Genomic DNA, 16,206 nt, shown 5'->3' on the forward strand with positions numbered 1-16,206 from the left:
TTCAGTCGTAGACGATGACGCCGCGGATGTTCTTGCCCTCCCGCAGGTCCTGGAAGGCCGTGTTGATGTCCTCCAGGGCGTAGGTGCGCGTGATGAGCTCGTCCAGCTTCAGCTCGCCCCTCCGGTAGAGGTCGGTGATGAGCGGGATGTCGTTGCGCGAGTTGGTCGAGCCGTAGAGGGTGCCCTGCAGGCGCTTGCCCGACATAGCGAAGGTGAACAGGTCGAACTCGACCTCGCGCTGGGTCACCGGTGCCGCGGCCGTCAGGACCACCACCCCGCCGCGCCGGGTCATCGCCTGTGCGGGCTCGATGATCGAGCCGTGCGCCACGCCGACGGTGATGATGACGCGGTCGGCTCCCTGGCCGTTCGTCATGTGCTCGACGAGCTGCGCTGCCTCGGCCGCGGTCGCCGCGGTGTGGGTCGCGCCGAACTCCGGCGCCCGGTCGCGTTTGTAGTCGACAGGGTCCACGGCGATGATGTTCTTCGCGCCGCGGTGCCGTGCGCCCTGCACCGCGTTCATGCCGACGCCACCGACGCCGAAGATCACCACGGTGTCACCGAGCTGCATGTCGGCCGCGTACACCGTCGAGCCCCAGCCGGTCGGCACGCCACACCCGATCAGCGCCGCCTTGTCGAGCGGGATGTCCTTGTCGATCTTCACCAGAGCGTCCACCGGCACCGTGATGTAGGGGGCGAACGTGCCGAGGTACGACATCGCGCCGACGCCCTTGCCACGGGCATGGATGCGGTGCGTTCCGTCCGGCGACGTCCCGCCGAGCACCCCGGCGCCGAGTGCGCACATGTTGGACCGGCCGCTCACGCACATCCGGCACTTGCCGCAGGAGGGCAGGAACGAGCACACGACGTGGTCGCCGACCTCGAGCTCGTGGACCTCCGGCCCGACCTCGGTGACGACGCCGGCTCCCTCGTGGCCGCCGATAATCGGCGCCCAGTCGAGCGGAATGTCACCGGTGTCGAGGTGGTCGTCGCTGTGACAGATTCCGGATGCGGCCAGCTTGACCGTCGCCTCCCGGAGCTTGGGCGGGTCGAGCTCGATCTCCTCGACGGACCAGCCCGAGTGAGTTCCCGGCTCCCACAGGAGCGCGCCCCTCGTTTTCATCGGTTACCCCTTTTGTTGTCGTGTGTGGACGAGGAGTCAGCTCACCGGATCCGGTACCGGGAAGGTGTGGTGCAGGTCGGTCTCCCGCTTCGCCAGCAGCCAGGTGCCGTCGACGCGCCGGAACGTGTCGCGGTAGGTGGCGGCCGTCTGGGCCCAGCCGCCGTCGGCGCTCTGCGCGAGCGCGTTGACATCGGTCATCGCCGTCGCCACATCGCCGTCGACGTCGATGACCGCGTTGACCGACCAGTGGTGGGAGGCCGCCACGGACTGCCACATCTGCTCGGTTAGCTGCCGGATGCCGGCGCGGCCGGAGACGCTCGTGCCGGGCATGGGCGTCCACTCGGCGTCCTCGGTCCAGATCGACAGGAAACCGGACAGCTCCCGCTTGTCGAAGGCGTGCGCGTAGGTGTGCATCCGGTGGCGGATCGCCTCGACGGACTCGGCGCGGTCGAGACGTGTCGCCAGGTCGAGCGTCGTGCGTTCGGTGGTGGTGCTCATCGTGTGTCGCTCCTGACGGCTCAGCTGACCTGGGTGACCTCGTGGAAGTTCACGTCCACCCCGGCGTCGGCGAAGTTGGCCATGTCCGCTGTCGCGGCCTGGCCCTCGGGGGACGCGAACGCCGCCGCGGCCTCCTCCCTGGTCTCCCAGTCCATGACGGCGACGAGGAAGTGCTCCGGGCGCGAGCCGTCGAGCGTGGTCGCCTGACCCCAGCCGTAAGCCTTCAGACCGGGCATCTTGGCCGCCAGCACCGAGTGGGTGGTGCGGTAGTGCTCGAGGAACGCCTCGCGGTCCTTCGGGTGGTGGTAGTGCGCGGTGATACGGAACATGCGTCGTCTCCCCTCGGTCACGCCCGCAGCGCGAAGCCCTCGTAGTCCTGGGCGGCCACCTGCTCGCACTTCTCGCGGTACGCGCCGACGCCACCGATGTAGGGCATGAACACCCGCGGTTTGCCGGGAACGTTCGCGCCCATGTACCACGAATCGGTCTTCGTGTAGAGCGTCGCCTCACCGCATTCCTGGACGTGGTCGGTCCATTCCTTCTCGGCGGCCTCGGTGGCCTCGACGCTGGTCAGCTCACGCTTGCGCATGTGGTCGAGCAGGTCGGCGATCCACTCCACGTGCTGCTCGATCGAGACGATCATGTTGGACAACACGGACGGGCTGCCGGGGCCGGTGATGGTGAACAGGTTCGGGAAGCCCGAGACACCGAGTCCCAGATAGGTCATCGGACCCTCCGCCCACTTTTCCTTCAGCGTGATCCCGCCCTTGCCGTGGATGTCGATGTTGAGCAGGGCACCGGTCATCGCATCGAACCCGGTGGCCAGCACCAGACTGTCCACTTCGTACTCGCGGTCGCTGGTGCGAACGCCCTTATCGGTGATCTCCACCAGCGGCGTCTCCCGGAGATCGACCAGGTGCACGTGGTCGTTGTTGAACGTCTCGTAGTACCCGGTGTCCAGGCACGGGCGCTTGGTGCCGAACGCGTACCCCTTGGGCGAGAGGATCTCAGCCTTCTTCGGATCCTTGACGATCTCGCGGATCTTGCCGCGCACGAACTCCGCCGCCGTCTCGTTGGCCCGTTCGTCGGCGAGCAGGTCGGTGTAGGCCTGCAGCACGCCGGTCAGATTGCCGCGCTGCCAGCGTTCCTCGTAGGTGCGCCTGCGCTCCTCCTCGTCCACCTCCAGCGCGGACTTCGTCGGCGGGTCGATGGCCACGCCGAAGCCGGAGCGCCGGCCTGCCTCCCGCACCTCGCGGTAGTTGGCTTTGATCTCGGCGACCATCTCGCGGTCGATCGGGCCGTTGAACGTCGGCAGGCTGAAGTTCGCGGTGCGCTGGAAGACGGTGAGCTCGTCCGCCTGCTTGGCGATGATCGGGATCGCCTGGATACCGGACGACCCGGTACCGATGACACCGACCCGCTTGCCGGTGAAGTCCACTCCGGACTCCGGCCAGTCGCACGTGTGGTACCAGTCGCCACGGAACCGCTCGAGTCCCGGCACCTCCGGCGTCTTCGGCACCGACAGGCAGCCGACCGCCATGATGCAGTACCGGGCGCGGGCCTCGTGTCCGCGGTCGGTCTGCACCGTCCAGGTCGCGGAGTCCTCGTCGTAGTACGCCGAGGTCACCTTCGTCTCCAGCACCACGTCCTTGCGCAGGTCGTGCTTGTCGGCCACGTGGTGGATGTAGGACAGGATCTCCGGCTGACTGGGGTACTTCTCGGTCCACTCCCAATCCTGTTCGAGTTCCGGGTCGAACGAGTAGGAGTAGTGCATGCTCTCGACGTCACAGCGCGCGCCGGGATAGCGGTTCCAGTACCAGGTACCGCCGATGTCCCCACCGGCCTCGATCACCGTGGTGCTCAACCCGAGCTCGCGGAGTTTGTAGAGCATGTAGAGCCCGGAGAACCCGGCACCGACGACGATCGCGTCCAGCTCACGGGGGACGGTGTTGGTTGCAGACATGGCAATTCCTCGCAATCCACGGGAGGCAGAAGGGCATGGCGACCGGGACGGGCGAGCCTCGGGCCGCCGTCGGGAAGGTGCGATGGGGATCGGGGAACGGGGATCAGCCGAGTCCGTCGAGGTGCCGGCGGATCTCGTCGGTCACGAAGTCGATGGCCTGCGCACTGCCGGGAAGCAGGTTGACCATGGTGAAGAAGCCGTGCATCTGGCCCTCGAAGTGGCGGTGGGCTACCGGGACGCCGGCGTTCTCCAGCGCCTTGGCGTACGCCTCGCCCTCGTCCCGGAGCACGTCGTGCTCGGCGGTGACGACGACCGCGGGCGGCAGCCCCCTGAGGTCACCGGCCCGCGCCGGGCAGGCGTCCGCGTTCGAGCGTGCCTCCGGGGGTGCGTAGTGGTCCCAGAACCAGATCATGGTGTCGCGGCTGAGCATGAGCTGGTTCTCCGGATCGGTGTAGGACGCGGTGTCGAAGTCGCAGTCCGTCACCGGGTAGACCAGCACCTGCTGGGACACAATCGGGCCACCTCGGCGCGCCTTCTGGCAGACGATCGTCGCGAGGTTCCCGCCCGCACTGTCGCCCGCGGCGATCAGCGGCACGCGGCGGCCCGCGATCTCCTCGACCTGCCCGTCGGCCCACACGAGCGCGTCCCACGCGTCGTCGACCGCCGCGGGATAGCGGTGCTCGGGCGCAAGCCGGTAGTCGACGAGGACCACGGCGCACCCGGTCTTCTCGGCGAGCTGACGACCGAGTGTTTCGAATTCGTCGATCGCACCGATCACCCAGCCACCACCGTGGTAGTACACGATGACCGCGCGCGGCTGGGCGTGCGGCACGAGGATCCGGACGGGGATCGAGCGGCCCGGCGCCTCGATCGTCCGCGTTTCGGCGCTAGCCATGTCCGGGCCGGGCCCGTACATCTCCTTCAGCGCCGCCGTCAGCGAACGCGCCTGTTCGGGTTCCATCTCGTGCAGCGGCGGCTGACCGGACTCGGCGAGTTGAGCCAGGAACGATCTGGTTGCTTCGTCAAGAGCCATGGGGCACCTCTTTGTGCTGGGCTTGGCGTGGTGCGGGGCGGAGCTGGGGGCGGATGCTCAACCGCCACCCGGCGGGTGGTCGACGCCGCGCTGCCGAGTGGGAAGCGGGCGGGCCACTGCGTTCATCCGTGTTCCTCCGTGTTCGCCTCGAGTGGGCGGCTGACTCCCCGGGCGGTCGGGCCCGAGGCAGTGGGTTCCGTCCCTGCGGAGACCTGGATCACACGCTCAGCAAGTATGGGTCTCGCCGTAATTCATGTCAAGGATTAGCATAGACTCGACGCCCTGGGGTCATGAAGCAGCAGGTCGGCGGGTCGACAGCCCTGCGAGGAGGACACGAGAACCGGTAGCACGATCGCGAAATATGCTCATCAAAGGCGCACGCCACGGCATCGGATCCGGTCGGCCGCGGGCGGCACGCACGTCGGTGAACCGTGGCGTGGACTGATCTTTGGCTCGCGGACCGTCACCGAGAGGACGGCCCGGCGACGACTGCTGCGCACGTCCTGTGCGGGATCAGGATCATCATCGCTATTGTCAAGGCATGGACCGAGACGCGCTGGAACCTCGCCAGCGGCCGTACAAGCGGGGCGACAAGGTCGCCCAAGCCGTGGCGCGGAGCATCGTCCGGAAAATCCGGACGGAAGGCCTCGAGCCCGGTGCGCACCTGCCGTCGGAAGCGCAGATGCTCAAGGAATACGGCATCGGCCGGGGATCGCTGCGGGAGGCGCTGCGCATCCTGGAGGTCAACGGCCTCATCTGGCTCAAGCCGGGACCGGGTGGCGGCCCCATCGTGGGCGGCGCGCAGGCCGATCACTTCGGACAGATGGCGACCCTGTACCTCCAGGCGCAGGGCACGACGTTCAGCGAGCTGATCGAGGCCAGGCTCGCGCTCGAGCCGCTGATGGCCAGGCTCGCCGCGGAACGCCAGGATCCCGAGCTCATGGACGCCCTCAAGCAGGTGAGCGGGTCGGTCCGCGTGGACGACGACTCCACCTACCTGCAGTTCACCGGCGACTTCCACCGGCTGATCGCCGCGATGTCGGGCAACGGGATCCTCAGCCTGGTCAGCCAGTCGCTTTCGGACATCTTCCGCGACCGGGTCAGCGGCATCGTCTTCCCGAAGTCGCGCCGCAAGGACGTGTCCGCCTCGCACGCGGCCATCGCGCAGGCCATCGAGGAGGGCAAGCCGGACGAGGCCCACGACCTGATGTACGAGCACATGGCGAAGTACGTGGCCTACGTCAAGCGCGGCCACCCGACGCTCATCAACGAGGTCGTCGACTGGCGCTGAGCGCGCTCGTCACCTCGCCGAGGACGGCGGCGTCGGCCCGGGCGGTGGCGGTCATCTCTTGCGGAACACCAGCCAGGTGATGCCCAGGATGATGTCGACGGCGGCCCAGAGGCCGATGATGAGCCCGACGCCGATGCCGGTGCCGACCGCGGTGCCGGCCTGGCACGCTTCGAGCGCCGCCCCGACCTCCCCGACACAGCTGTCGGAATTCTGCGCGATGCCGGCAATGATCCAGGCCAGGAACGCGGCCTGAATGGCCAGGAAGAACCAGCGGAAGATGTGGCGGCGCTTGGCCGGTGCAGGGGGAGCCGACTGTGTCCCGGTCGGCTGATACGGCATGTCTGACACGATGCGCTCCTCTCGGACACGCCGTGATCGCGTCGCACGCTCCCCCCGTGACAGCAAGCACAAAGCCGTGACCGGAGCGTGATAGGCGCACGCCGTTCGCGTCGGTGGTGCGGGTGTGTCCGGCCTTCTGCGCAGGACTCGGGGCCTCGATGGCGCGTGAGCGCACCATCACCTGGAGCAAAGAAAGACCCCAGGCCTTGTGGCCTGGGGTGGAAGCTCCCCCGGCTGGACTCGAACCAGCAACCCTTCGGTTAACAGCCGAATGCTCTGCCAATTGAGCTACGAGGGAACGTGCTCTGTCGGGCCGATCACCCGGCCCAACGGGTTAAGACTTTAGACCATGCCCGATCACCCGCGCACACCACCCCCCTGGTCCGCTCCGAGCGCTCCGCCGGGCCCTGCGGGACAATGAACGCCGAGGTGGACAGCGACGAGGAGGCATCGACACGATGAAGACGTTCCTGCTTGGCACAGCCGTGGGCTACGTCCTGGGCGCCCGCGCAGGGCGTGCGCGATACGAACAAATCGTGCGCACCTACCGTAAGGTCGCCGACCACCCCGCCGTCCAGGGCGCCGCGGGCGTGGCCCGGGCGAAGGTCGGCGAGAAAATGGGTGACCGGGTGCCGTTCGTCCGCGCGACCCACGGCACCGACGGCCAGCGGTCCTCCGAACCGCGGGCCACCCAGGCCTGACGACGCCGCAGCGCGCCCCGCCCCCTCGCTGGACCGGCCGGCCTGGTGCGGGGCGCGTTCCGACGGCCGACGGCGACGCGAGCGGCGCACACGACGACACCAACCGCGGACGCGCCGACCCGAACAGCGCACACGGCGACGGCAACGGCGCACACGGCGACACGAAACGCAGACACGGCGACGCGAGTGGCAGACACGCAGCCCGCGCCGGCGGCCGCCTAGGTCGTCCTGGCCACCGCGAACACCCGGCGGAACGGGAACCACGTCGTACCGTCCGGACGCGGCGGGTATGCCTCGTCGAGCAGGGGCGCCAGCTGTGCGCGGAACGCCTGCCAGCAGGCGTCGTCGAGGGCCGCCTTGACCGGGCGCAGCGTCGTCCCGCTGATCCACTCCAGCACCGCCGACGGCCCGGTCAGCCGTTGCACGTACGTCGTCTCCCACGCGTCGACCGCGCAGCCCAGGTCGCTGAACAGGTCGGCGTAGCCTCGCGGTGTCTCCACGGCGTCCCCGCCCGGCAGCACATCACCGAGCTCGGCCGCCCATTCCGAGCTCGCCACCAGGCGCCGCGTGAGCACGTGGGAGGGCGCATCGAAGTTGCCCGGGACCTGCATCGCGAACCACGCCCCCGAGGGCAGTGCCGGCACCCAGCGCCGCAGCAGCTCCCGGTGGTCCGGCACCCAGTGCAGGACCGCGTTGGCCACCACGACATCGGTGTCCGGCGCGGGTGACCAGTCGTGGACGTCGGCGACGCGCGCCGCAACCCCCGCGTCCCGGGCGGCCGCCACCATCTCCGGCGAGGCGTCGAGCGCCTCGATCTCCGCGCCGGGCCAGCGTCTGGCCAGGGTCACCGTCAGGTTCCCGGGCCCGCACCCCAGGTCGACCACGCGGCGCGGCCGCTGGGCCGGCACCCGCGCGAGCAGCTCGTGGAACGGCCTGGCCCGCAGGTCGCCGTAGTGGAGATAGGCGTCCGGGTCCCACCCGCCCGTCACGACGAGCCGCCCTCAAGCGTGCGCGCGGCCTCCTCGACCATGCTCGCCACGAGGTCGGGGTCGGTGCCCGGGTCGGGCCGCGCCTGGAGCACCGCCCCGTCCGTGCCGGGCACCTTGCGCAGCACGAACCACGCTCCGCCGCTCGAGAGGTCCTTGCGGTAGCGCGCCCGGATCGAGCCCTCGACGCGCTGCCGCACCAGCTGCGGGACCCTGCCCGCCCTGGGCAACACGTACCGCGCGGGTGGCCGGTCGGCCAGCAGCACCGCGCTCCCCGCCCGGCGGACCTCCTCCGCCTCGACGACGGTGAGGACCTCGCCCTCCCAGGTGGCCTTGCTGATGAGGTGCCAGCCGACCCGGCGTGGTCCCCCTGCCTCGGGCAGCCAGAGCCCCAGCGCCGTCACCGCGACGTGCCCGCCCGTGCCCGCCTCGGCCGCGCCCACGACGTGTTCGTCCGGCGCGAGCAGCTCCTGCAGCTCCGCCGGGGTCCGCTGCCCGAACAGCCGCGCGAGCCGTCCCATCAGTCCAGCCCGCCGACGGCCTGTTCCTTCAGGGACTTGCGGTACTGCTCCAGCGCGACGAGGTCACCGAAGAGGGCACGGTAGTCGTCGGCCGCGTCGACCGGGGACAGACGCTGCAGTTTGGACTTCAGCTCGCCGATCTGCCTGCCCACCAGGTTCTCCTGCACGGCGGCGAGCATCCCGTGTACGTAGCGCACATCGGCCTCGCCCTTGGCCTGCAGCGGTTCCACGGCCAGCTCCGACAACAGCGAGCTGACCGTCCCTTGTGGAACATGCCGGCTCGCCGCGTCGATCAGCGCGGGCCCGGTGAGCCCGGAACTCGTGCCGCCCGCCGCCAAGATCGCCCGGTGCACGGCGACATACGCGGGATGGGTGAACGCGTCCTCGGGCAGCGTGTCGTAGGCGGGCCCGGCCAGCGCGGGCTCCTGCAGCGCCGCCTTGAGCACCTCGCGCTGGGCACGCAGCCCCGGGTGTCTGGGGTCGGGCCGCTCCACCTCGGCGGGCTCCCTGCCGGACGACCCGTTGCGCGTGGGCCTGCGGCCGTTGAGCTTCACGGGCACGCCCGAGCTCTCCCGCACGCGCCGGACCACCATGGCCTCGTCCTGCCAGCCGACCCACCAGGCCAGCTTCGTCGCATATCCGTCCCGCTTGGCGCGGTCCTTGATCTGGGCGACCAGCGGCACCGTGCGCTGCAGGGCGGCCACCTGCCCGTCCACCGAGTCGAGGTCGTACTCGGCGAGCAGGCTGCGAATCGCGAACTCGAACAGCGGGATGCGGCGGGCCACGAGGTCGCGCACGGCCGCGTCGCCCTTGGCGAGCCGCAGCTCGCACGGGTCCATGCCGTCGGGCGCGATGGCGATGTAGGTCTGGCCGGCGAAGGTCTGGTCCCCCTCGAACGCCTTGAGCGCGGCCTTCTGACCCGCCTCGTCGCCGTCGAAGGTGAAGATCACCTCGCCGCGGAAGGCATCGTCGTCCATCATCAGCTGCCGCAGCACCCGCATGTGGTCCTCGCCGAACGCCGTGCCCGACGACGCCACCGCCGTCGGCACGCCCGCCTCGTGCATGGCCATCACGTCGGTGTAGCCCTCGACGACCACGACCTGGTGCCGCCGCGCGATCTCGCGCTTGGCGAGGTCCAGCCCGAACAGCACCTGCGACTTCTTGTAGATGGGGCTTTCGCTGGTGTTGAGGTACTTGGCCTGGATCGGGTCGTCGTCGAAGATCCGGCGCGCGCCGAAGCCGACGATGTCCCCGCCCCGGTCCTTGATCGGCCACACCAGCCGCCGGTGGAACCGGTCGATCGGCCCGTTGCGGCCTTCCTTGGCGATCTGGGCCTTGTAGAGCTCGCCGAGCTCGAAGCCCATGTTGAGCAGGTGCTTGGTGAGGCGGTCCCAGCCGCCGGGGGCGAAACCGCAGCCGAACTTCGCGGCCGCCGCCTCGTTGAAACCGCGTTCGGTGAGGAACTCCCGCGCGCGCCGGGCCTCCGGCGTCTGCAGTTGCTCGGCGTAGAAGGCCTGGGCAGCCTTGTGCGCCTCGACCAGCCGGAGCCGGGTGCCCCGGTCGCGCCGGACGCTGCCACCACCGCCCTCGTAGGTCAGCTGGAGGCCGATCCGGTCGGCGAGCCGCTCGACCGCCTCCACGAACGGGAGGTGCTCGATCTGCATGACGAACTTGATGACGTCGCCGCCCTCACCGCAGCCGAAGCAGTGGAAGGTGCCGTGGGTGGGGCGCACGTTCAACGACGGCGTCTTCTCCTCGTGGAACGGGCACAGCCCCTTGAGCGCGCCACCACCGGCGCGGCGCAGCGCCACGTACTCGCCGACGACGTCGTCGATCCGATTGCGTTCACGCACCTGCGCGATGTCGCTTTCCCGGATCCTTCCCGCCACGCGCCCCACTCTAGGCCACCCCCGTGCGCCGGTTCTCGGCCATACTCGGCACATGACCCACACCGGCGGCGACGACGCGCTCGCCACGCGGTTCGCCGCCGAGCGCGCTCATCTGGTGGCGGTCGCGTACCGGCTCACCGGCTCGCTGGCCGACTCGGAGGACGCCGTGCAGGAGGCCTGGCTGCGGCTCAGTGCGCTCAGCCCGGCGCAACGGGAGGGCGTCCGCGACCTGCGTGCCTGGCTGACCACGGTCGTGGGCCGCATCTGCCTCGACCGGCTGCGCTCGGCCGTGGCGCGCCGCGAGCACTACGTCGGCGAGTGGCTGCCCGAGCCGATCGTGACGGTCTCCGCCGGCAGGCCCGAGGTGGATCCGCTCGAGGCGGTCGTGCGTGACGACGGCATCCGCATGGCCGCCATGGTGGTGCTCGACAGGCTCTCGCCCGAGCAGCGGGTGGCGTTCGTGCTCCACGACGCGTTCTCCGTGCCGTTCGCCGAGATCGGCGACATCCTCGGCTGCGCGACGGACACCGCGCGCCAGCACGCCTCGCGTGGCCGGCGCGCGGTCGCCGACGCCGACCCGCCGTCCCGCGCCGGGCTCGACGAGCAGCGCGCGGTGCTGGAGCGTTTTCTGGCCGCGGTGCTGTCCGGTGACGTGCGGGCGGTGGCCGAGGTGCTGCACCCCGACGTGGTGCTCATCGGCGACTCCGACGGCAAGGCCCGCACGACGCGCCGTGTCATGGTCGGCGCGGACAAGATCGCCCGGTTCTTCCAGGGCCTGCTCGGCACCTACCGGCCGGGCGCGTTCCAGGCGGCGCGGCCGGTGCTGGTCAACGGCGACCTCGGCGTGTACCTGCCGGCCGCCCCGGGCGGGGCCGGCTACCGCGACCTCGACGCCCACGTCCAGACCATGGCCATCCGCGACGGCAAGGTCGTCGCCATCTACGACCAGGCCAATCCCGACAAGCTGCGCCGGGTCGCGGCTCTCGCGGCGACGGAGGCGACCCCGTAGCCGCGAGAGCGTCCGCGCTCAGGCGGCCGGGTCACCCAGTTCGACGCGGCAGGCCTCACCCGAGGTGAAGCCCTGGTCGGTGATGTCGAGGGCGCTGTTCATCCGGGCCCGCATGTTTTCCAGAGCGATCTGGTAGGTCAGTTCGATCACGCCCGCGCGCCCGAACTCCCGCTCCAGCTCGGCCACCTGCTCGTCGGTGACCCGCACCGGGCTCTCCGTCATGGCGTCGGCGTAGGCGATGGCCAGCCGCTCCTTCCGGGTGAACTTCGGCGAGGTGGCGTAGTCGTCGATCGCCTTCAGCCGGTCGATGTCGAGTCCCTCGTGCTTCTGCAACATGGTGCCGAAGTCGACACACCACGAGCAGCCGAGCCGTACCGCCGTGCGGTACACGGCGAGCTCGCGCACGGCGGCCGGCAGCACGCGCGAGGCGCGCTCGGCCAGCAGCTCGTTGACAACGGTCGCCCGCATGAGCGCCGGGTGGTGCGCGACGACCGCGACGGGCTCCGGGACCGCGCCGTAGCGTTTGCGGGCGAAGCGGTAGGCCAGGCGCAGCAGTGGGCCCGTCTGCTCGATCGTCACCGCGGGAATGCGAGGCATGGGTGTCCTCCCAGGTCGTGGATTGCTCTCGGTACCTGGACGAGACAGCTCACGCGGACGTGACAGACCGGACGTCCCACACCCACACGCCGTCGACGAACCGGGCGTCCCGGTCGAGCAGCCGCTCGACGGTGGTGCGCAGGGCGTCCTCCTCGTCGGCCGTCGTGGGCAGCACGACGACATCGGCACGCCAGTAGCGCAGGTCCGCCAGCGCCTGCTCGCGCTCGCGCGCGGTGACCGTGGGCACCACTCCGGACTCGGCGACGTCCTCCAGTACCGACGACGTGGGCCTGCGCACCGCGCCGTAGGTGCCACGCCCGTCCGGTGACGGGCCGACGAAGTAACCTTCCGCCAGCGGGAAACCCAGGCCGGCCTCGACCTGCCAGTGCAGCGCTTCGGCGTCGCCGCTGTCGGGCAGCGGCACCACGACGACGGACCCACCCGGCTCGACGTACCGCCGCCAGGTGTCGTCGGTGAAGAAGACGGGCGCCGGGTCGCGGGCGCTCACGCGCAGCTCCGTCGGCGCGATCGGCACGAGCGCCAAGGCCAGCGCGCTGAACCACACGGTCCGCGCGACGTGCCGCCAGTCCCCCGGCCACCGCGGCCGCAGCACGCGCTCGGTCGCCAACGCGAGCAGTATCCCGGCGGGCGCAACGCAGCCGAGCGCGAACCGCGACTCGAGCACGGACTCGTACAGCGGGAGGTCGAACAGCAGCATCCACGGACCGGGCACGGAGGTGGCCGTGCCGTCGACGATCAGCAGCACGCCCGTCGAGATCCACGCCAGCACCACCATCGCCACCGCGAGCGCCCTGGCCGCGACAACTCGCCACAGCGCGATCGACACCGCCGCCAGGAGCACCACCAGGGGCCAGCCGAAGAAGGCGTTCTCCTCGGTGCGGTTGAGGGACAGCTGCTGCGCGCTGTCGTGGTCGCCGGCCAGCGACTCGGTGGCGAAGGAGGTGAACGCCGTCACGTCGTTGCCCTGCAGGCCGTGCTCGATGCCGGTGTAGCTCTGCGGGCCCGCGAACTGCCACCAGAGCGGGAACGCCACGAGCAGGACGGTCACGCACGCACCGACGGCGATCCCGGTACCGAGCGGACGGGCCATCGCGAGCGCCTCGGCCGGGCGCGAGAGCGCGTAGACGGCGGCGAACACGGCCATGGTGGTGGCGGCGATCAGCAGCGGTTCCTCGCCGAGGAACACCTGGTAGGCCACCAGCAGACCGAGGATCACGCCGTTGCGCACCGGGCGTGCGCCGCGCGTGAGCAAGAGCAGCCGGTGCACGATCAGCGGGAGGAGGGCCAGCACGACGAAATTCGGGTGCGCGTTGGCGTGGGAGATGATCGGCGGCGCGAATCCGCAGAACGCCGCGCCGATCGCCGCGCCCGCACGCGTGTCCACGACGTGCCGGGAGAGCAACCAGTACCAGGCGGTCGAGGTGGCCGCGAGCCCGCCGGTCAGGGTGAGCGCCCAGGTGGCCGTGGGGCCGAACAGCACGGTGACCGGGGTGAGCGGAACCCCGATACCGAGCATGGCGGTGTTGGCCATGAGGTTGACGCCGAGCGGGTGATTCTGCAGGTCGGTGAACAGCGGGTTGTCCAGGGTGAGCACAGCACGCGCGGTGACCGCGAAGAACCATTCCCACATGTTCTGGTCCTGGACGCTGCTCGTCAGGTACGCCCGGCCCAGATCCATCCACAGTGGACGGTAGAGGAGGAACGCGGCGAGCAGAAAGCCCAGGACGACGAGCGCGTCGATGGTGCGGCCCGCCGTGAGCCAGTCCGGCCGTCGCCGGAGGGCCCGCGGCCGCATGTCGGCCCCCGCGGTCACGGTTCGACGACGCGGGCCAGGAAGTAGACGGCACCGCTGCCGCCGTGCCGCACCAGCAGGAGGAACGGGCGGTTGACCTCCACCGTGACGGGCTCGCCGACAGGCATCGAGACCAGCCGCATCATCGCGGCCGTGGCCGCGGCCCCCTCCAGCCCGCTCTCGTCGAGCCGCAGCACGGCCTGGTGCAGGACGTCGGAGATCACCAGTCGCGGATCGTCGGTGAGGGCGCCGAAATCGGCTCCCGGCGTGAACATGCGCCGCACGCCGAGCGCACGCAGCGCCGCCTTCAGCGGTGACCGGACGTCCAGCGACACACGCGGCAGGGACAGCCGCACGAGGCGGTCCCTTCTCGCCGCCAGCAGCTCCGCCAGCGTGAACTCGTCCAGTGTGGACTCGAGATCGGCGAGCCGGCGATCCGGCAGCAGCACCACGGCTTCGACGCCGCCCACGGCGGGCAACGACACCAGCTGCCAGCCACCGTGCTCGGCGTAGCCGAGCCGCTCGGTCTGCCGCATCATTCGCACCGGCAGCGCGCCGCCGGGCGTGTGGAAGTCGGCGTCGACGGTGTCGGCCGGCGCGAACGGATGCACCCAGCCGACGCGCAGGTACAGCGCGTTGACGAGGCAGGCCACCGTGTCGTCGCCGACGGTGCCGGGCGGCAGCAGCTCGGGGATGAGCTCGCGCGTGATGTCCGCGACGTCCCGGTTGATGGCGGTCCGCGCGCCCTCCGGGTCCTCGGCGAACGGCGCCTGCGACACCCCACCCGACGGCCAGTCGACGATCGCCTCGGCGAACCCCGGCTCGACGGGCAGCCCTTCCCACGCCCACAGCGTGTTGGCCACGGCGAGCAACGGCTCGTCCTGCCCGGCGCGGGCCTCGAGCACGGCCGCCTTGCGGAGCAGGTCGGCCTGATCCGCGAGGCCGGAGTCCGCTCCGGCGAGCAGCGTGGTCAGCTCGGAGGCCGTGTCGCCCCGGGCCGCGGTGGCGGCGAGGCCGAGCGCGCTCGCCGTGGAATACGGCGAGAAGCACGTGTCGGCCTCGCCCGCGACGGCGCGGTGCATCGCGAGGGCGAATCGCAGGTGGGCCAGTTCGGGTGCGCTGGCAGGCATTCCCCGACGGTACCGTCGGCGGAGCTCGCTAGCTGTGGCGCCCCGTGTGCCAGGCGTGCCAGGCGTGCGCCTGCGCGTCGGTGAGCGTGGCGACCTGGTCGATCGCCACCCGTAGCCGCGCGGCGTCGTCGCTCGCGGCCTCCCAGGCGGGCCGGAAGATCGGGTCCAGGGTGTCCGGGGCCCGGTCGGCCACGATCCCGACGAGCTCGGCGAGCAGCTGCCGCTGCCCCTCCTGCATGGCCAGCCGCCGCCGGTCGCTCATCACGTAGCGCAACGCGAGCGCCTTGAGCAGGGCCACCTCGGCGCCCACCTGTTCCGGCACGCGCAGCTCGGCGGCGTAGCGGCGCAGCGGCCCGTCGCCGTACGCGGCGCGGGTGCCCGTGACGGCCGCCGACGCGAACCGGCCCACCAGCTCGCTCGTGAGCCGCTTGAGCGCGACCTGCGCGGTCAGCGAGGAGTCGTACCCGTGCTGTGCGAGCTCGGCCACCACCGGCAGTTCCAGCAGACCGCGCGCGGCCTCCTCCACAGTGGACACCGAGCTGGATGTGAAGTGCTTGGCGGCCAGTTCCGCCACGGCGGCACGTTCCTCCGGATCGGCCAGCACACCGAGCGAGATGCGGCCCGCGAGCACCCCGTCCTCGACGTCGTGCACGGAGTAGGCCACGTCGTCGGCCCAGTCCATGATCTGTGCCTCCAGGCACCGGCGTCGGCCGGGAGCCCCGTCGCGCATCCACGCGAACACCTCGAGGTCGTCGGCGTACACCCCGAACTTCACCGTGCCGGGTTCGCGCGGCCACGGGTACTTCGTCGCGGCGTCCAGGCTGGCGCGCGTCAGGTTGAGCCCGGCCGTGACGTGACCGTCGGCGAGCACCTTCGGCTCCAGCCGGGTGAGGATGCGCAGCGTCTGGGCGTTGCCTTCGAACCCGCCGCAGGCCTCGGCGGCCTCGTCGAGTGCCTGCTCCCCGTTGTGGCCGAACGGCGGATGCCCGATGTCGTGGGCGAGCCCGGCGGTGTCGACGATGTCGGGGTCGGCGCCGAGATCGTCGGCGATGCCGCGGCCGATCTGGGCGACCTCGAGCGAATGGGTCAGCCGGGTGCGCGGCACACCGCTGACCTCGGCGCCCTCCCCCGGGCCGACCACCTGCGTCTTGCCGGCGAGCCGGCGCAGGGCGGCCGAGTGCAGCACCCGGGCGCGATCCCGCGCGAACGGGCTCCGCGCGTCGCCGTGCGCGCCGGGCAGCCCGGCCCGCTTCGGCGGCTCGGGCTGCCTGCGTGCGCGGTCGTGGTCGGTGTAGTCGGCGTACACCCGCGTCAGC

General features: G+C 70.9%; 16 protein-coding genes and 1 tRNA gene. 3 read left to right on the forward strand and 14 right to left on the reverse strand.

The window, feature by feature from the left end:
• Position 1: 1 nt before the first annotated feature.
• From ACFSZT_RS22045 to ACFSZT_RS22065, 5 genes are all read right to left on the reverse strand, one after another.
• Complete coding sequence (locus ACFSZT_RS22045; protein ID WP_377386336.1) at positions 2–1,120, reverse strand: NDMA-dependent alcohol dehydrogenase; 1,119 nt, start codon at positions 1,118–1,120, stop codon at positions 2–4.
• 36 nt (positions 1,121–1,156) lie between these two features.
• Positions 1,157–1,618, reverse strand: coding sequence for a nuclear transport factor 2 family protein (locus ACFSZT_RS22050; RefSeq protein WP_377386339.1), 462 nt, complete (start codon positions 1,616–1,618; stop codon positions 1,157–1,159).
• Positions 1,619–1,638: 20 nt separating this feature from the next.
• Positions 1,639–1,947, reverse strand: a complete 309-nt coding sequence (locus tag ACFSZT_RS22055) for an EthD family reductase (protein WP_377386342.1) — start codon at positions 1,945–1,947, stop codon at positions 1,639–1,641.
• A 17-nt stretch (positions 1,948–1,964) separates the two neighbouring features.
• Complete coding sequence (locus ACFSZT_RS22060) at positions 1,965–3,581, reverse strand: flavin-containing monooxygenase (RefSeq protein ID WP_377386345.1); 1,617 nt, start codon at positions 3,579–3,581, stop codon at positions 1,965–1,967.
• Positions 3,582–3,684: 103 nt separating this feature from the next.
• On the reverse strand, positions 3,685–4,614 hold the full coding sequence (locus ACFSZT_RS22065; RefSeq protein WP_377386348.1) for an alpha/beta hydrolase: 930 nt from the start codon (positions 4,612–4,614) through the stop codon (positions 3,685–3,687).
• Positions 4,615–5,155: 541 nt separating this feature from the next.
• Between ACFSZT_RS22065 and ACFSZT_RS22070 the strand changes: the two genes are divergently transcribed.
• Positions 5,156–5,905 carry a FadR/GntR family transcriptional regulator gene (locus ACFSZT_RS22070; protein WP_377386351.1) on the forward strand — a complete coding sequence of 250 codons (750 nt, stop codon included), beginning with the start codon at positions 5,156–5,158 and terminating at the stop codon, positions 5,903–5,905.
• A gap of 51 nt (positions 5,906–5,956) precedes the next feature.
• On the opposite strand, the gene ACFSZT_RS22075 is transcribed toward ACFSZT_RS22070, so the two are convergent.
• Positions 5,957–6,253 carry a hypothetical protein gene (locus ACFSZT_RS22075; RefSeq protein WP_377386354.1) on the reverse strand — a complete coding sequence of 99 codons (297 nt, stop codon included), beginning with the start codon at positions 6,251–6,253 and terminating at the stop codon, positions 5,957–5,959.
• A gap of 216 nt (positions 6,254–6,469) precedes the next feature.
• Positions 6,470–6,542 (reverse strand) — tRNA-Asn (locus ACFSZT_RS22080).
• A 160-nt stretch (positions 6,543–6,702) separates the two neighbouring features.
• Between ACFSZT_RS22080 and ACFSZT_RS22085 the strand changes: the two genes are divergently transcribed.
• Complete coding sequence (locus ACFSZT_RS22085) at positions 6,703–6,945, forward strand: hypothetical protein (protein WP_377386357.1); 243 nt, start codon at positions 6,703–6,705, stop codon at positions 6,943–6,945.
• 218 nt (positions 6,946–7,163) lie between these two features.
• Here the strand turns inward: ACFSZT_RS22085 and ACFSZT_RS22090 are convergent, their stop codons facing one another.
• From ACFSZT_RS22090 to dnaG, 3 genes are read right to left on the reverse strand one after another with little or no spacing between them, the layout of a single operon-like run.
• Positions 7,164–7,934, reverse strand: a complete 771-nt coding sequence (locus ACFSZT_RS22090) for a trans-aconitate 2-methyltransferase (protein WP_377386360.1) — start codon at positions 7,932–7,934, stop codon at positions 7,164–7,166.
• On the reverse strand, positions 7,931–8,452 hold the full coding sequence (locus tag ACFSZT_RS22095; RefSeq protein WP_377386363.1) for a hypothetical protein: 522 nt from the start codon (positions 8,450–8,452) through the stop codon (positions 7,931–7,933). The genes ACFSZT_RS22090 and ACFSZT_RS22095 overlap by 4 nt, the downstream gene beginning before the upstream one ends.
• Positions 8,452–10,395 (reverse strand): DNA primase, encoded by a 1,944-nt coding sequence (gene dnaG / locus ACFSZT_RS22100; protein ID WP_377386366.1) that lies wholly within the window; start codon positions 10,393–10,395, stop codon positions 8,452–8,454. The genes ACFSZT_RS22095 and dnaG overlap by 1 nt, the downstream gene beginning before the upstream one ends.
• Here dnaG and ACFSZT_RS22105 point away from each other — a divergent pair.
• The gene (locus tag ACFSZT_RS22105) at positions 10,394–11,350 is read left to right on the forward strand and encodes a sigma-70 family RNA polymerase sigma factor (RefSeq protein WP_377386369.1); all 957 of its coding nucleotides are present in this window, start codon (positions 10,394–10,396) and stop codon (positions 11,348–11,350) included. The genes dnaG and ACFSZT_RS22105 overlap by 2 nt on opposite strands.
• Positions 11,351–11,368: 18 nt before the next feature.
• On the opposite strand, the gene ACFSZT_RS22110 is transcribed toward ACFSZT_RS22105, so the two are convergent.
• The 4 genes from ACFSZT_RS22110 to ACFSZT_RS22125 are packed head-to-tail and all read right to left on the reverse strand — an operon-like array spanning position 11,369 to position 16,196.
• The gene (locus ACFSZT_RS22110) at positions 11,369–11,947 is read right to left on the reverse strand and encodes a carboxymuconolactone decarboxylase family protein (protein ID WP_377386372.1); all 579 of its coding nucleotides are present in this window, start codon (positions 11,945–11,947) and stop codon (positions 11,369–11,371) included.
• 49 nt (positions 11,948–11,996) lie between these two features.
• On the reverse strand, positions 11,997–13,763 hold the full coding sequence (locus ACFSZT_RS22115) for a glycosyl transferase (protein ID WP_377386877.1): 1,767 nt from the start codon (positions 13,761–13,763) through the stop codon (positions 11,997–11,999).
• Positions 13,764–13,777: 14 nt separating this feature from the next.
• The gene (locus ACFSZT_RS22120; protein ID WP_377386375.1) at positions 13,778–14,890 is read right to left on the reverse strand and encodes a serpin family protein; all 1,113 of its coding nucleotides are present in this window, start codon (positions 14,888–14,890) and stop codon (positions 13,778–13,780) included.
• Positions 14,891–14,918: 28 nt separating this feature from the next.
• Entirely contained in the window at positions 14,919–16,196 is a 1,278-nt protein-coding gene (locus tag ACFSZT_RS22125; RefSeq protein ID WP_377386378.1) for a deoxyguanosinetriphosphate triphosphohydrolase, read from the reverse strand.
• Positions 16,197–16,206: the final 10 nt, after the last annotated feature.

The organism is Prauserella oleivorans (assembly GCF_042685745.1).
Taxonomy (GTDB): Bacteria; Actinomycetota; Actinomycetes; order Mycobacteriales; family Pseudonocardiaceae; genus Prauserella_A; species Prauserella_A oleivorans.

What these genes read in the sequence shown, in the direction of transcription:
- ACFSZT_RS22045 (WP_377386336.1), bottom strand. Translation starts at nt 1,120, where the DNA reads ATGAAAACGAGGGGCGCGCTCCTGTGGGAGCCGGGAACTCACTCGGGC.
- ACFSZT_RS22050 (WP_377386339.1), bottom strand. Translation starts at nt 1,618, where the DNA reads ATGAGCACCACCACCGAACGCACGACGCTCGACCTGGCGACACGTCTC.
- ACFSZT_RS22055 (WP_377386342.1), bottom strand. Translation starts at nt 1,947, where the DNA reads ATGTTCCGTATCACCGCGCACTACCACCACCCGAAGGACCGCGAGGCG.
- ACFSZT_RS22060 (WP_377386345.1), bottom strand. Translation starts at nt 3,581, where the DNA reads ATGTCTGCAACCAACACCGTCCCCCGTGAGCTGGACGCGATCGTCGTC.
- ACFSZT_RS22065 (WP_377386348.1), bottom strand. Translation starts at nt 4,614, where the DNA reads ATGGCTCTTGACGAAGCAACCAGATCGTTCCTGGCTCAACTCGCCGAG.
- ACFSZT_RS22070 (WP_377386351.1), top strand. Translation starts at nt 5,156, where the DNA reads ATGGACCGAGACGCGCTGGAACCTCGCCAGCGGCCGTACAAGCGGGGC.
- ACFSZT_RS22085 (WP_377386357.1), top strand. Translation starts at nt 6,703, where the DNA reads ATGAAGACGTTCCTGCTTGGCACAGCCGTGGGCTACGTCCTGGGCGCC.
- ACFSZT_RS22095 (WP_377386363.1), bottom strand. Translation starts at nt 8,452, where the DNA reads ATGGGACGGCTCGCGCGGCTGTTCGGGCAGCGGACCCCGGCGGAGCTG.
- ACFSZT_RS22105 (WP_377386369.1), top strand. Translation starts at nt 10,394, where the DNA reads ATGACCCACACCGGCGGCGACGACGCGCTCGCCACGCGGTTCGCCGCC.
- dnaG (WP_377386366.1), bottom strand. Translation starts at nt 10,395, where the DNA reads ATGTGCCGAGTATGGCCGAGAACCGGCGCACGGGGGTGGCCTAGAGTG.
- ACFSZT_RS22110 (WP_377386372.1), bottom strand. Translation starts at nt 11,947, where the DNA reads ATGCCTCGCATTCCCGCGGTGACGATCGAGCAGACGGGCCCACTGCTG.
- ACFSZT_RS22115 (WP_377386877.1), bottom strand. Translation starts at nt 13,763, where the DNA reads ATGCGGCCGCGGGCCCTCCGGCGACGGCCGGACTGGCTCACGGCGGGC.
- ACFSZT_RS22120 (WP_377386375.1), bottom strand. Translation starts at nt 14,890, where the DNA reads ATGCCTGCCAGCGCACCCGAACTGGCCCACCTGCGATTCGCCCTCGCG.